This window comes from Nocardia sp. NBC_01327, assembly GCF_035958815.1.
GTDB lineage: Bacteria > Actinomycetota > Actinomycetes > Mycobacteriales > Mycobacteriaceae > Nocardia.
Genome location: NZ_CP108383.1, coordinates 6,877,088 through 6,892,317 on the forward strand (window position 1 = coordinate 6,877,088; position 15,230 = coordinate 6,892,317).

General features: G+C 66.3%; 11 protein-coding genes and 1 pseudogene. 5 read left to right on the forward strand and 7 right to left on the reverse strand.

Translation table 11 applies throughout. The features are described 5' to 3' along the window. Nucleotides 1–47: 47 nt before the first annotated feature. Nucleotides 48–1,244: a beta-ketoacyl synthase N-terminal-like domain-containing protein gene (locus OG326_RS31755; protein WP_327140810.1), complete on the reverse strand. Its 1,197-nt coding sequence runs from the start codon at nucleotides 1,242–1,244 to the stop codon at nucleotides 48–50. 166 nt (nucleotides 1,245–1,410) lie between these two features. On the opposite strand from OG326_RS31755, the gene OG326_RS31760 reads away from it, so the two are divergent. Then, nucleotides 1,411–2,754, forward strand: a complete 1,344-nt coding sequence (locus OG326_RS31760; protein ID WP_327140811.1) for a diguanylate cyclase domain-containing protein — start codon at nucleotides 1,411–1,413, stop codon at nucleotides 2,752–2,754. Between the two features lie 183 nt (nucleotides 2,755–2,937). Then, complete coding sequence (locus OG326_RS31765) at nucleotides 2,938–5,346, forward strand: HelD family protein (RefSeq protein ID WP_327140812.1); 2,409 nt, start codon at nucleotides 2,938–2,940, stop codon at nucleotides 5,344–5,346. Nucleotides 5,347–5,579: 233 nt separating this feature from the next. Here OG326_RS31765 and OG326_RS31770 read toward each other — a convergent pair whose 3' ends face one another. The 3 genes from OG326_RS31770 to uvrB all read right to left on the reverse strand — a co-directional run bounded on the left by OG326_RS31770 (nucleotide 5,580) and on the right by uvrB (nucleotide 9,645). After that, on the reverse strand, nucleotides 5,580–6,032 hold the full coding sequence (locus OG326_RS31770) for a universal stress protein (protein WP_327140813.1): 453 nt from the start codon (nucleotides 6,030–6,032) through the stop codon (nucleotides 5,580–5,582). A gap of 452 nt (nucleotides 6,033–6,484) precedes the next feature. Beyond that, nucleotides 6,485–7,405, reverse strand: a complete 921-nt coding sequence (locus OG326_RS31775; RefSeq protein WP_327140814.1) for a helix-turn-helix domain-containing protein — start codon at nucleotides 7,403–7,405, stop codon at nucleotides 6,485–6,487. A gap of 74 nt (nucleotides 7,406–7,479) precedes the next feature. Continuing rightward, entirely contained in the window at nucleotides 7,480–9,645 is a 2,166-nt protein-coding gene (uvrB, locus tag OG326_RS31780; RefSeq protein ID WP_327140815.1) for an excinuclease ABC subunit UvrB, read from the reverse strand. A gap of 462 nt (nucleotides 9,646–10,107) precedes the next feature. Here uvrB and OG326_RS31785 point away from each other — a divergent pair, with 462 nt between their 5' ends. Then, nucleotides 10,108–10,692 carry a DUF402 domain-containing protein gene (locus OG326_RS31785; RefSeq protein WP_327140816.1) on the forward strand — a complete coding sequence of 195 codons (585 nt, stop codon included), beginning with the start codon at nucleotides 10,108–10,110 and terminating at the stop codon, nucleotides 10,690–10,692. Between the two features lie 88 nt (nucleotides 10,693–10,780). On the opposite strand, the gene OG326_RS31790 is transcribed toward OG326_RS31785, so the two are convergent. Then, the gene (locus tag OG326_RS31790; RefSeq protein WP_327140817.1) at nucleotides 10,781–11,194 is read right to left on the reverse strand and encodes a hypothetical protein; all 414 of its coding nucleotides are present in this window, start codon (nucleotides 11,192–11,194) and stop codon (nucleotides 10,781–10,783) included. 196 nt (nucleotides 11,195–11,390) lie between these two features. On the opposite strand from OG326_RS31790, the gene OG326_RS31795 reads away from it, so the two are divergent. Further along, nucleotides 11,391–11,915, forward strand: coding sequence for a DUF402 domain-containing protein (locus OG326_RS31795; RefSeq protein WP_327140818.1), 525 nt, complete (start codon nucleotides 11,391–11,393; stop codon nucleotides 11,913–11,915). 47 nt (nucleotides 11,916–11,962) lie between these two features. Here the strand turns inward: OG326_RS31795 and coaE are convergent. After that, nucleotides 11,963–12,910 (reverse strand): annotated as a pseudogene (coaE, locus tag OG326_RS31800) (dephospho-CoA kinase); the annotation flags it as partial. A gap of 290 nt (nucleotides 12,911–13,200) precedes the next feature. Here coaE and OG326_RS31805 point away from each other — a divergent pair. After that, the gene (locus tag OG326_RS31805; protein WP_327146773.1) at nucleotides 13,201–13,419 is read left to right on the forward strand and encodes a hypothetical protein; all 219 of its coding nucleotides are present in this window, start codon (nucleotides 13,201–13,203) and stop codon (nucleotides 13,417–13,419) included. An 81-nt stretch (nucleotides 13,420–13,500) separates the two neighbouring features. Here the strand turns inward: OG326_RS31805 and OG326_RS31810 are convergent, their stop codons facing one another. Continuing rightward, a complete protein-coding gene (locus tag OG326_RS31810) occupies nucleotides 13,501–15,030 on the reverse strand; it encodes a phospholipase C (RefSeq protein ID WP_327140819.1) in 1,530 nt (509 codons plus the stop codon). Nucleotides 15,031–15,230 lie beyond the last annotated feature (200 nt).

The window sequence follows — 15,230 nt, forward strand, 5'->3', positions numbered from 1 at the left end:
GGGACCTGGGGATCCCGGCCGAAAGCTCGCCGGGACGACGGGCACGGTCAGTTCACCGGGCCGAGCACCAGCGCGGAGTTGTTGCCGCCCATACCCAGTGCGGTCTTCACAGTCAGTCCGTCGCCGCCCGCCATCACACCGTCCACCAGGCGCGCATGCGCGGGCGCGACAATCGGCGCCGACACCAGCAGGCCGCGTTCGTAACCGAGCGCGATCGAGGCCACCTCGACGCCCGCCGACGCCGCCTGGCAGTGCCCGGTCAGCGGTTTGGTCGCGCAGACCAGCGGGCGATTGCCGAAAAGCTGGGACAGCAGCGCGGTTTCGGCATCGTCGCACTGCTGGGTGCCGGAGCCGTGCGCATTGAGGTACGCGATCTCCTCGGGCCGCACATCGGCACTGGCGAGGGCGCGGCGCACACATTCGAAGATCTGCTCGTGCGAGGGTTCCACCGAGATCACGTGATAACCGTCATTGGTCATGGCCCCGCCCAGGATCGCCGCGTACGGGCGGTCGGCCTCGCGGGTGACCACGAACGCCGTGGAGGCCTCGCCCCAGCTGAATCCGCGGCTGCCGGTCTGGAACGGGCGGCACGCCGTCAGGGGGTCGACATCGATGACGGCCGCACCCAGGGCCTCGAAGTGTTCCACCATATCGGGCGTTCCGGACAGATCGGTGGCGACGACCACCACATCGTCGGCGAAACCCTGTGCCAGCCACAGCTGAGCGGTGAGCAGCCCGGCATTGGCCGAGGAGCAGGCCGAGGTGACGTTCATGGCCGGCCCGTGAAAGCCGAACTCCTGCATCAGGTTCGAAATCGGCGTGGACGGCAGTAGTCGCAGATAATCGCGGGCGCGGCGGTGGCCGTGATCCTCCACGTAGAAATCGCGCCACTCGTACACATTGCCGAGCACGATGGCGTGCAGCAGACCCACGGTGTGACCGGGCCGCCAGCCGCGCGCGGTCGCATCCGCGACGGCCTCGCGCACCGATTCCTGGACAGCCCGGACATACCGGCTCGGGCCGACATCGGGATCGCCACCTTCCGGCACGCGGGCAACCCATCCCTGCCTATCGCGTTCGGGGCCGTACCCTGAATGGAGCCGGGCTGCGGGCTTACCACTCAGCAAACCCTCCCAGAGGGTTTCTCGACCCCAGCCGTACCCGGTGACGGCACCGATTCCGGCAATGGTCATATGATCTTGGTGCTGTTCCGCGGTGTGCGGGATAGGGGTGGTGCCAGGCATTTGCATCGTTCCTTCCCGGAGCCGGTGCCTGTAATGATCGCCAGTAGCAAGCCGATGCTGTGCGGAACTGTGATAGATCCAATAGCGGTTGGTGCGGTCTCCAGCAAACCTCGCCGATCACACCATAGGCCGAGCTCCAACGACGCGTTTCACCGACGATCAGGGGGTGCTTGAGGTGGTTGGTAACGATCGGGCAAATACCCCGACCGATGCCGAGCAGCTGGCCCAGCGGTACCGCACGCTGGTGGAGCACAGCCCCGACGGGGTCGTGGTCCACGAACGCGGCACCATCGTGTACGCCAATCCGGCCATGCTGCGGTTGCTCGGCGCACAATCCGTCGACGATGTCGTCGGGGCGCCCGTCGCCGACTTCGTCGAGGCACGCGATATTCCCGGCATGCTGGAGCGCATCCGGCGCCTCACCATCGCCGGAACCGCTTCGGAGCCCGCCGAATTGGCGCTGGTGCGCTGCGACGGCAGCACCTTGGACGCGGAGACGGTATCGGTGCTCACCGCGTGGCAGAACCGGCTCGCCTATCAGGTGGTGGTGCACGATCTGACCCCGCAGCGCCGCGCCGAGGCCGCGCAGGCGCGCGCCGAGCAGTTCTTCACCACCGTGGTCTCCCAATTGGAGGAGGGGGTGGTGGTCATCGACCGGGAGGGGCATATCGAATCGGCGAATCCGGCGGCGCGCCGCATATTCGGTTACGACGCGGACGATCTGATCGGCACTCGCCTGGACGATCTCCCGCTGTGCCTGCTCGATGCCAACGCACAGCCGATGCCGCCGACCTGGACGCCGGTCATCCGTACCCTCGCCACCGGAGAGACGGTGACGCGCTTCGTCTTCGGGGTGGATCGGCCCGATGGGCAGCGGCGCTGGCTCTCGGCCAGCAGCCGGCTGCTGAATCCGGAGGACCCCAACTCCCCCGCGGTGTCCTCGTTCAACGACATCACCGAATTCCGGGCCAGCCGAAGGCAATTGGAGTACCAGGCCACCCATGATCCGCTGACCGGGCTGGCCAATCGGGCGCTTGTGCTGTCGCGCCTGGCGGGCGCGCTGGGCACCAGTGAGGATCTGCCGGTCTCCACGGTGCTGTTCATCGACCTGGACGGTTTCAAGATCATCAATGACACGCTCGGGCATGCCATCGGCGATACGGTCCTGCAGATCGTGGCGCAGCGGCTGCAGCGCGGCCTGCGCTCCGACGACATCGTGGGACGCATCGGCGGTGACGAATTCCTGGTGCTGCTGTCCGGGCGCACCCTGGGCGAGGATCTGGAAGCTCTGGTCACCCGGCTGCGCCAGACCATGGCCGAACCGATCATCGCGCGCGGGCATCGCATACAGGTCAATGCCAGCATCGGCATCACGCCCCTGCACGCGGGCGACGCACGCACGCCCGAAGCCGTCCTGCACGATGCCGATATCGCCATGTATCGCGCGAAACCGCCCGGGCATCGCGACAACACGCTGACCCGCCGCAGCGACAGCACGCACGCGTCGTGAACCTGCCCGGCACGACCTGCCCGGCCTGAGCCGCTCGTCACGCTTCACCAGCCGATACGGCGAGCCGGGGAATAGCGAACTAGACTCGACAACTCTGTTCTCGATGGTTCGCGCGCCGTGCGCCCAAGGCACCGCGTGGTGACAAGGAGTTCCGTTTTGCCCGACCTCACCGAGGAGCGTTCTGTGTCCGCGTCACCGTCCGAAGCCACCAAGACGGCGGCGGAGCTGGAGCGTGAACAGCAGCACCTGACACTGCTCTACGAGCGGCTCGACGGGATGCGCGAATACGCGCAACGCCGACTGCGCACCGTCCTGCTGGAGACCGGCGGCACGCCGCAGGCCCGGAGTGAACGGGAATCGTTCACCCAGCTCTACTCCGAAGACCTATCCAAGTACGACGCCGCCGAACACGGGCTGTGCTTCGGGCGCATCGACCTGGCCGAGAGCGATGAGGCGGACGGCGCCTCGTCCACCGGCAGCGCCTCCGCCAACGGCAGCGCCGCATCCAACGGCAATGGGTCCTCCAACGGCAACGGCGCTGCGGCCGATGCTTCCGGCAACAGCGCCGGCGGCGAAGGCGAGAAGCGCTATATCGGCCGCATCGGCATTCTCGACGAGACCGACGACTACGAGACACTGCTGCTGGATTGGCGTGCGCCCATGGCGCGCCCGTTCTATCTGGCCACCACCGCCGCCCCCGACGGCGTCACGCGGCGGCGGCATATTCGCACCCGCAATCGCAAGGTCACCTCGGTCAATGACGAGTACCTCGATCTCGGGGCGGCCCGTCGCGACGGTGTGATCAGCGGCGACGGCGGTGTGGGCAGTGAGAGCGCGCTGCTGGCCGCGCTCAATGCCGCACGCACCGGGCATATGAACGACATCGTCGAAACCATTCAGCACGAACAGGATGCGATCATCCGCTCCGAGCACAAGAGCGTGCTCGTGGTGCAGGGTGGTCCCGGCACCGGTAAGACCGCGGTCGCGCTGCACCGTGCCGCCTACCTGCTGTACACCTACCGCAAGCAGCTGGACAAGGCCGGTGTGCTCATCATCGGCCCGAACTCCACCTTCCTCGACTACATCGGGCAGGTGCTGCCCTCGCTGGGTGAGACCGGCGTGCTGCTGTCCACCGTCGGCAATCTGTATCCCGGAGTACAAGCCACACTGGAGGATTCGCTGCGCGCCGGACAGCTCAAGGGTTCGCTCGACATGCTCGAGGTGCTCAAGCGGGCGGTGCGGGACTGGCAGGAGATTCCGAAGGATCCGGTGCGGCTGCACTTCGACGGGCGCGAATTGAACCTGGACCGCCGGGTGGTCACCAAGGCGCGCGGCCGTGCCCGCTCCTCGCGGCGGCCGCACAACCTGGCCCGGCCCATTTTCGCCGCCGGTGTGGTGGACGCGCTCACCGATCAGCTCGCCGAGCTCATCGGCGCCGACCCGCTCGGCGGGCGAAACCTGTTGAGCCAGGCCGATCTCACCGAGATCCGCGACGAGATGCGCGCCGACGCCGATATCCAGCGCGCCATCGCGGCGCTGTGGCCGCTGCTCACACCGCAGGATGTGCTGGGCGGACTGTGGGCCGACCCCAAGCGCCTGGCCAATGCCGCGAATCAGCTCAGCCCGGCCGACCGCGCCGAGCTGCAGCGCACCGACAGTGGCGAATTCAGCGATGCCGACGCCCCGCTGCTGGACGAGCTGGCCGAACTGCTCGGCATCGACGACAGCGAGGAGCGCGAGCGCTCCCGCCGCCGCTGGCGTGCCCAGCTGGCCGAGGCCCAGGACGCCCTCGACATCCTCACCGGCTCCGCGCCGCAGGACCTCGAGGACGATCTCGATCCCGAACTGCTCATGGCCTACGACCTCATCGACGCCGGCCAGCTCGCCGAGCGCCAGCAGGTGCGCACCAGCCAGACCACCGCCGAACGCGCCGCCGGGGACCGCACCTGGACCTACGGGCACGTCATCGTGGATGAGGCGCAGGAGCTTTCGGAGATGGCCTGGCGAATGGTCATGCGCCGCATTCCGAATCGCTGGATCACCGCCGTCGGCGATGTCGCCCAGACCGGTGATCCGGCCGGTGCGTCCTCCTGGCAGCAGGTGCTCGAGCCCTATGTCGCCAAGCGCTGGAAGCTCACCGAGCTGACGGTCAACTACCGCACGCCCGCCGAGATCATGGCGGTCGCCGCCGATGTGCTGGCCGAGATCGATCCGGGCGCCTCCATCCCCCGCTCGATTCGCGACTCAGGCTTCCAGCCCACCGCCTACCGTGTGCCCGCCACCGAACTCGCCGCCGAGGTGGGGCGGCTGGTGGCCGCCGAGGCCGAGCATCCGGGGACCACCGCCGTCATCGTGCCGCACGATACGGCCGCGAAACTGGCGCACCTGGCCGATGATTCGGCCCGCGTGCTGACCGTGCACGAGGTCAAGGGCCTGGAGTTCGACGCGGTCATCCTCGTCGAACCCCAGCAGATCCTCGACGAATCCCCGCGCGGGATGAACGACCTGTACGTGGCGCTGACCCGCTCCACGCAGCGACTCTCGGTGGCGCACAGCGAAGACCTCCCGGAGGTCCTGCACCGGCTGCGGTGAGACAGTGGTTCGGGGGCCAAGGCCCCCGGACCCCCAACCTGCGGCTACGACCCGAACACCGAGCGCCGCAACCGAAGCGGGAGCCACGACCCAACGCCCGGCCCCGCACCAGAGCCGCAACCCCGACCCGGGCACCCAACTCCCGGATCAGGGCGGGAGTTGCGGCCCGGAACGCAAAGCGGCCGTGACCAATTGGTCACGGCCGCTTTCCGCAGGGGCGAAGCCCCCACCTGTCAACGCACGGTGTGCACGATGAGCACGTCGCTGCGGGACTTGCGGGCCACGTCCGACGGCACGGAGCCGAGCAGACGACCCGCGAGGGTGTTGAGGCCACGGTTACCGACCACGAGCAGGTCGGCGTCGAGCTCCTTGAGCAGGGTGAGCAGTGATTCGACGGGCTCGCCGACCACGGCCTTCTCCACCACGTTCACGGCGCCCGCGGCAACTGCCTTATCGCGTGCCACGCGCAGGATCTCGCTGGTCGGCGCGGAGCCGCGCACCTGGTAGGCCTCGTCCTTCAATACGTCCGCGGCGGCTGCGACGTCGCGGTCGTCGGTCGGGTAGTACGCGCAGGCGATGTACAGCGTCGCGCCTGCGGCGCCGGCCAGAGCAGCGGCCCGCTCGACGGCGACGTACGACGAGTCCGAGCCATCGGTACCGACGACGATCGTCCGGTAGGCGGTCATTCTCTCCTCCAAGTACAAAGGTTGGGGCCGCGGTGTCTACGGTTCCGTAGTTACCGCCGCGGCAACTGCGCCTGACAATAGCGGCATAACCGGCGGAAATTTTCGATATCGCAACACATCACAGTTGCGTGCCGCATCGGGACTGTCGCACATTCCCAGCACGCTGCGCATACGGCATCGGCTACCAGCGAATTCCCCACCGGCAGTGTGAAACACCACAAATCGCGAACATCATTGCGCCCCTGGGACATTCGTCACAACACAGGATTTCTACCAGGTGCGGACCGGTCCGTCCGGCGCGCACACGCGCTCCGGGCGGACCGGAAAACCGCTATCTCACAGATCGTGATAGTCGGCCCAGAACCAGCCGAGAATCACGCTGAGTACGTTCATGCGTTCCTCTTCCGTACGGCCGATCAATGACGGGCAATACTAGCTCGCCGAGCGTCGGTTCAGAGGCTCAGACGTGCGTATTCCAGCGGAGCCATCCCGATCTCCTGCGCGAACTCGCGGGAGAAATGGGCCTGATCGAAGTAACCGAGATCCAGTGCGAGGGCGGCCAGATCGGAGGTGCGGCCCTGCGCCAGCAGCTGCGCGCCGTCCTGTAGCCGGAAACGGCGCAGCACCCATTTCGGGCTCACCCCGACGTAGCGGCGAAACAACCGCTGCAGGGTGCGAATCGGGGTATCGAAACGCTCGGTGACCTGGTCGACGCGGGTGAGCTCGCGATCGGACTCCATGGCGTCCATGATGCGCAGCACCAGGCGATAGGCGGTGTCATCGGCGACCGCGCGCCGGGCCGCGGCCTCGACCAGGAATGCCTCGACCAGCGTGCGCCGGCTCTCGTCGTCCGGATCGGCCAGAATCTGCTCGGCCAGATCCCCGGCCTCGGGGAGCACCTCGGTCAGCGGCAGAGCGGTATCGCGCAGCGCGCCCACATCCAGTCCGGTGAACGCGCCGAAGCCGCCGGGCCGGAACTTCACGCCGAATGTCTCACCGACACCGGCCAATTCCCGCACGTACTTGGTGGTCCATACACCGGTGACAAAGCCGCCCCGGCGCTCGTGCGTGTGCTCGAAGGTCATATTGACCACCGGAAAGCCCAGCACCTCAGCGAAGTAGGGCGGCTGACCGCGCCGATCCCAGCGCACCGACCAGTAGAACTCGACATAGCGGCTGACCTGCTCACCGGCCGGCAAACGGCTGTGGTTGCTGGCGCGGATCTGTTCCCGCGGGCGCAGAATGCCTTTCGCCGTCTCGGGCGGCGGCACCGGGCGCGGCGCGTACGACTCCGGGAGCAGATCCGACTCCGGGCGCACCGCATCGTCACCGGCCATGAGGCTGTCGCTTTCTTCCAGGATCTGTCCCGGCATGCCGAACTACGGCGTCGTCATGGATATCTTCGGCCACCGCCGGCGACGGCACCGCACTACTCACGGCGCCTTCCTCATTGCAGCCCGGCGGCATCCATACCGCGCAGTTCCTTCTTCAGGTCGGCGATTTCGTCGCGCAGGCGACCGGCCAGCTCGAACTGAAGCTCGCGGGCGGCGTTCATCATCTGCGCGGTCATCTCCTTGACCAGGTCCGCGAGCTCGGCGCGCGGCATGGACTTGATATCGCGGCCCTCGTAGACGCCGGCGCTGACGGCGCGGCCCGGTTCGCCCTGGGCGCGGCGGCCACGGCTGGAGTTGCGGCCCGAGCCGCCGACCTCGATCTCGGTCTCCTCGGCCTCGCGGTAGACCGTATCGAGAATGTCGGCGATCTTCTTGCGCAAGGGTTTCGGATCGAGGCCGCGCTCTTCGTTGTAGGCGACCTGTTTGACGCGGCGGCGATCGGTCTCGTCGATGGCGTGCTGCATGGAGTCGGTGATCTTGTCCGCATACATGTGGACCTCACCGGAGACATTGCGCGCCGCACGACCGATGGTCTGGATGAGGCTGGTCGAGCTGCGCAGGAAGCCTTCCTTATCGGCGTCCAGGATCGCGACCAGCGAAACCTCCGGCAGGTCGAGGCCCTCGCGAAGCAGGTTGATGCCGACCAGCACGTCGTACTCGCCGAGTCGCAACTGCCGCAACAACTCCACGCGCCGCAGTGTGTCGATCTCCGAGTGGAGGTAGCGCACCCGCACGCCGAGCCCGAGCAGATAATCGGTGAGATCCTCGGACATCTTCTTGGTGAGGGTGGTGACCAGCACCCGCTCGTCCCGTTCGGCGCGCAGCCGGATCTCGTGCACCAGATCGTCGATCTGTCCCTTGGTCGGCTTGACCACGACCTTCGGGTCGATCAAACCGGTGGGGCGAATGACCTGCTCGACGAATTCGCCACCGGTCTGGCCCAATTCGTACTTTCCGGGGGTGGCTGAGAGATACACCGTCTGCCCGATGCGGTCGGCGAACTCCTCCCAGGTGAGCGGCCGGTTGTCGACCGCCGAGGGCAGCCGGAATCCGAACTCCACCAGATTCCGCTTGCGCGACATATCGCCCTCGTACATGGCGCCGATCTGCGGCACCGTCGCATGCGATTCGTCGATGACGAGCAGGAAATCCTCGGGGAAGTAATCGATGAGCGTCGCGGGCGCGGTGCCCGCGCCACGGCCGTCGATATGGCGCGAGTAATTCTCGATACCGGAGCAGAACCCGACCTGACGAATCATCTCCAAGTCGTACTGGGTGCGCATCCGCAATCGCTGCGCCTCCAAGAGTTTGCCCTGTTTATCCAATTCGGCCAGGCGCGTTTCGAGTTCGGCCTCGATATCCTTGACGGCCCGTTCCATTCGATCGGGACCGGCGACATAATGGGTGGCCGGGAAAATACGAACCATATCCACCTGCCGCACCACATCACCGGTGAGCGGGTGCAGATAATAGAGCGCTTCGATCTCGTCGCCGAAGAATTCGATGCGGATCGCCAATTCCTCATAGGAGGGAATGATTTCGACGGTATCGCCGCGCACCCGGAAACTGCCGCGCGTGAAGGACATATCGTTGCGGGTGTACTGCACATCGACCAGCAGCCGCAGCAGCTTGTCGCGGTCCACCTCTTCGCCCACCTCCAGCATGACCGACCGGTCGAGGTAGGACTGCGGCGTGCCGAGGCCGTAGATGCACGACACCGACGCCACCACCACGACATCGCGGCGCGACAGCAGGCTGGAGGTGGCCGAATGCCGCAGCCGCTCCACATCGTCGTTGACGGAGCTGTCCTTCTCGATATAGGTATCGGTCTGCGCGATGTACGCCTCGGGCTGGTAGTAGTCGTAGTACGAGACGAAGTACTCGACCGCATTGTTGGGCAGCATCTCGCGCAGCTCATTGGCCAGCTGGGCGGCCAAGGTCTTGTTCGGCGCCATGAGCAGGGTCGGGCGCTGCAACTTCTCGATCAACCAGGCCGTGGTGGCCGACTTACCGGTACCGGTGGCGCCGAGCAGCACCACATCCCGCTCGCCCGCATTGATGCGCCGCTCCAGCTCCGCGATGGCGGCGGGCTGATCACCGGCGGGAACGTGCTCGCTGACCACCTGGAACCGGCCCTCGACCCGCTCGATATCGCCGATGGGCCGGAACTCGGAATGTGCCAGCGGCAGGTCGTCCGGGATCTCGGTTGCGAAAGCCATGTTCACAGCCTAGGACGACCCACCGACAGGTTCACGCCGAGCGGCCCGAGTCGCTGCCGGCAACGGCGGAACCGGGGCGCCGACCCGCCCGAGTCGCCGGTGACACTGCGCACATCTCCGGCCTATGCCCCGGGCCGCGGACGCCCGCGCAGCCCGGCGCGGCCCGATTCATCGCGCGGATGTGCGCCCGAGACGCCGCATCGGAAACGCTCCGAGCGCCTCGGATACCCGGGCGTGGCACGGTCGGGACCTGAGGATATTTCTCAGCGTTTACTTTCACGCGGCGCCGCGCCGAACAGATTCGGCTGTACCAAATGTCCGAATTATAGTTTCTCCCAAGGAAGTTCAAAGAAATCCCAAGAGGTGTCGGCGAAATTCCGTTCCGCGCACGGTCGTCCGATTCCCAGCACCCAGGTGTAACCTGATCTGGCTGGTTGCACGAGTCGGAGAAGAGGCAGGGCGATGACCGGTCTGCATATGCCACAGCGGAATTCCACCAACGGCGCTGACCCGCGCCGGATGGGAAACACCACTCCCCCAGTATCGCCGCATCGACCCAGGCTCGAGTATTTCAATCTGGCGGCGCTGTCCTGGACCGATTATCACGGTTACTTACATCAGGTCGAGCGGATGGCCGCGCAACCCTGGGGTCTGTATGTGGAGCGGATCGTGGACAATCCGCGCTTCCACTACATCGAATCCTGGTTGCTCCCAGAGCTTTCCCTGCGCGTGACGGTGTATCACCTACGGCCGGGCCACGATCGCGGGCAGACCTACTACCTCGACATCGGCGATTACGCCCAGATCGAGCCCAAGAAGTGGCGCGCGGAGGGACACTATCTACACGTGGTGGCCCGTCCCGGCCAGATGCCCGAGCTCCTCGGCATCGACGAGCTGCTCGCGGCACACGCCGCCGGGCACTTCGACACCGCTCGCACCCATCGAGCCATCGAGCGTGCGGCGGCGGTGGTGGACGGTCTCGCCGCGTGCGGTCATGATGTCGACCGCTGGCTCGCCACCAAGGGTCTCGCGCTCAGCTGGTTGTAAAGGCGCTTCGGCCAGCGCGCCGCGAAAAGGCCACCCGGTCCGTATTGTGTTCGGCCCGGGTGGCTTTCGCTTACTGTCCGCCCTCCGACTAGCCGGACAGGCTCGGGAACAGCCCGTTCAGGCCGCAGCCCACGCTGCCGAAGGCGCTGGACGGGGATACCTGGACCACGGTCGACTTGCTGATCAGGTCCTGGGTCGCCTGAATGGTGTGGGCGCCGGCGGTGGTCGGGGTCCACTGGATGGTGACCGAATTGCTCAGCAGCGACGGGGTGACCGGGCTGCCGGTGATCGCGGTGCCGTTATCGGTGAAGCTCACCGACAGCAGGCGGTCGATCGCGATGGTGGCCGTGACCGTATAGGCGCAACCCACCTGTTGATTCGAGCCGCCGACCGAGATATCGCTGACCCAGGCACTCGCCTGGGGCGCTACCAGAACCATGGTCGCGGCAGCAGCACCGAAGGCGGTCAGACCCATTCCGGCGCGGCGAGCGCGGGCGCTCATTGCGTTCATACTGTGTACTTCCCTCTTGGTATGTACCACCCACGTCAGGTGTGGGTAGCCGCACCGTAACGAACACCGGCGTTTCACATTGTGATTTTCCGGAAAATAGTCCCGTAAAACGCTGTTTACCCAGTTCCGGCCACAACTCGGGCCCGCTCCTCTGGACGATGACGGCCCGACAAGCGATGCTGTTGGCATGACTCAGGCGCCCGCGGTAGATCTACACCGGCCCAAGGTGGAGTACTTCAACGTCGATGAGCTCACCAATATCGACCCGAAGGGCTTCGTCCGCGCGGTCGAGCGCTACCAGGTCGAGCCGTGGGGCCTGTACATGGCGCGGACGTCGGATCATCCGGAGTTCCACTACATCGAATCCTGGCTGCTGCCGAGCCTGTCCATTCGCGCCACGGTCTTCCACTTCACCCCGGCGCACCTGCGCGATCAGGACTACTACATCGATATCGGCGAATACGCGCAGGTCGGTCCGAAGCGCTGGAAGTCGGTGGACCACTACCTGGATCTGGTGGTGCGCAGCAATCGCGAGGTCGAACTGCTCGATGTGGACGAACTGCTCGCCGCACACGCGGCCGGCTATCTGGACCTGTCCGAGTCCCAGCAGGCCATCGAGACCGCCACCACCGTCATCGACGGAATCGCCGCGCACGGCCATAATTTCGAGTCCTGGCTGCAGGCCCGGGACATCACCCTGACCTGGATGTAATCACCGCGGGCCCCGGCGCAGGCCGGGGCCGACGGCCGAATTCACGCCTCGGCGGCGACGATCACATTCGCGGGACGGCCCGGATCCGCCGTAGCGTGCCGGAGCTCCGCACCGGTTGCCGCAGCGCCGTCGGCACGCGGAAAACCGATCTCCGCCAAGCGATCCCGCAGCCCCTCGGCCACGCCCGCATCGGCGACCGCGATGCGAATATCGAGCACATCCTCCGCGGGCTTGCCCGCCACCGCGGTCGGCCCGACATGGTCGATGCTCCGCGCATCGGCCCCGCAGGCGACCGCGAGCCGGGCGATAATCCGCCGCGCCGCCGCCGGCCACTCCGGATTCGCCTCCACCACGGGCGATTCGGCGGGCCGTGGCGCGGGGGTGCGGGTGCGCAGATTGTGTTCGAAGGGAATCAGCCGCTCCTCCCACAGCCGGTGCACCGCGGCGTCGATCGCGCCGCCGGCGCCATTGTTGTCGAGCAGCACATCGGCGACGGCACGACGCTGAGCATCGGTGGCCTGGGCCGCGATTCGCGCGCGGGCATCGGCCTCGTCGATACCGCGGAACTCCACCAGGCGGTGCAGGCGGGTTTCCTCGGCGGCGTCGACGACCACCACCAGATTCATGAACGGCGCCAGACCGTTCTCGACCAGGAGCGGAATGTCCTGTACGACAATGCCGTCGGCGGGTGCGGAGCCGATGAGCTCGGCGGTGCGCTTGCCCACCAGTGGATGCACGATGCCATTGAGGATTGCGCGAGCCCCGTCGCTGGCGAATGCCTTGGCCGCCAGCGCCGGTCGATCCAGGCTGCCGTCGGCCGCGAGAATTCCGTCCCCGAAGGCATCGACCAGGGCCGTCAGCCCGTCGGTACCGGGGGCGACCACTTCGCGCGCGATGACATCACTGTCCACCAGCACCGCACCACGTTCGACGAGAATGCGGGCGACGGTGGATTTACCCGCTCCCATGCCTCCGGTGAGACCGATTCGCAACATTTCCCCAGTCTCGCATTTCCCTCCCCCGCCGCGCGCACTACCCCTCACCAGCCGAAAGGTTGGATTACCCACTCGCCTGGGCAATTCCACCGGCACGCCGACAGTTTTCCCATTCCGTGATATTTACGAGACCGATTCGCAACTTTTTCGCCCAATCCCGACCATTAGTCGGCAACATTCCGACACGCCGGGGAGAAAGTCGTGCAAAATCCGGTGTCGCACACTTTCGTTCGGCTAAGGTTTCGCCGCAGGCGATCCATGGCCGGAAACACGTAGGAGAAGGAACACCATTGGGCACCAAAAACAACCAGACGGGTCGGCACCGTCTGGGACTGCCGGGCACGATGCACTGCATCGAGATTCCCGCGGTCGCGGCAGCGCTGGCCGAGCATCGTCGCGCGTGGTTCAGCGCACTGCTCAGTCCCGCACGGCACAGTTTGGCCGCCATGCGAAAACGCTCTCGCTCCACCTCGGCCACCGTCCGCTGGGTTCCGGCCACCGCCATGTGACTGCGAATACGACTGTGGCCCAGCCCCGATCGGGACTGGGCCACTCTCGTGTGCACTCCGGACGGCAGTAGTCCAGCGACCTCAGACGGTGCCGCTGGGCTTACGACGGCTACCCGGCTCCTGGGTCGGCATGGAGTTCGGCGGCACCGGATACGGGATACCGGCATTCGCATAACCGAGCGCGACATTCGGACCGCACTGCGCCAGTGCGGCATTCACCTTCCGGTCCGCGGGCCCGAAGGCGGGCTTCACCGCGTCACGACCCGAGGCGAAATCGAAGGCCGAGGTCATATCGCCGGTGACGCTGCGCCGCCACGGGGTCAGGTTCGGCACGTCCACACCGAAGCGACGCTCCAGCAAACGCAATTGCGAGGTGTGGTCGAAGGTCTCCGAGGCGACCAATCCGCCTCGGCTGTAGGGGGAGATCACGAAGCACGGCACGCGGTAGCCCAGCCCGATCGGGCCCGCGATGCCTTCCGACTTCTCGGCCTTCTCCAGCGGCACGGTGACGTACTCCCCCGGCGTGCCGGGCGGCGCGGTCGGCGGTGTGACGTGATCGAAGAAGCCACCGTTCTCGTCATAGCTGACAATGAGCGCGGTCTTCTCCCACACCGCCGGATTCGAGGTGAGGATATCGAGCACCTGCATAATGCCGACCGCACCCAAAGCCGGTGGCAGCGCCGGATGTTCGCAGTTGAGCAGCGACGGGATCACCCAGGAGACGGCGGGCAGCTGGTTGGCGGCCACATCGGCGGCGAAATCGCTGGGGTAGGCCGGGACCTTGCCGCGGCGCGCCAACTCTGAAGCCGGATCGGCGGCCTGCTTGAAGCAGCCCAGCATGCCGTCGAGAATCACCGAGGACAGCGGGCCGACATCCCGATTGTTGTAGATCTTCCAGCTCACACCGGCATCGGAGAGGTTCTCCGGCATGGTCCGCCAGCTGTAGGCGTTCTGCGGGATGAGCGTGGGGGTCTGCAGCAGCGGACCGCCGTTGAGCCCGTCCGGATCGATGGTTCCCGACATCCAGTACAGCCGATTCGGATCGGTGGGACCCAGCACCGAGCAGTGGTAGCCGTCGGCAATGGTGAAGGCGTCCGCGAGATCGTGGTGCACCGGAATATCGGCGCGGGTGTAGTAACCCATGGCGGCAGGGCCGTTTCCGGCGCCGACCGAGGCGATGGACATCGGCATCCAGCCGTCGTTCTTCCCGTTGTTCCACGCCTTGTGCATGCCCGCCCAGGTGTGGTCCGGGTCGTTGATGCATTCGCCGTCGAGGCTCGCGCCGCTCTCGGTGTCCAGGCGGAACGGGTTGATGAAGCCGTCCGGGGTCGGGCCGACGCCTGGCGAATAGCCGTACTGGTTCCAGGCCGGTGAGGGGTCGTCGAATCCTCGCACGCCCGAAAGGGTTCCGAAGTAGTGGTCGAACGAGCGGTTCTCCTGCATGAGCAGGACGAAGTGCTCGATATCGCCGAGCCCGCCCATTCCCGCCGGATCCGCGGCGTAGGCCCGCTCGATAATCGGACCGGCCAGCGATGCCATCGAGGCCGCACCGCCCGCAGCCATGGCCTTCGCCAGAAAATCCCGTCGATTGATACCGGCGAACAAGCCCATACTCCGACAACGCCTTCCGTTAGAGGTGAATCTGAACGCGCCGAATCATTCCAGTTGGGCGCTTGACCTACATCCAACCTTCGGATGATGTCCGGACAGCAAACCACCGGTATCCGGCCGGTTTCCGGCGCCGCGCCGCGCCGAGGCGGAGATCACACTACAACGAATTTCCGGCAGCGCCTTGCCGGTATGTCGAGTGT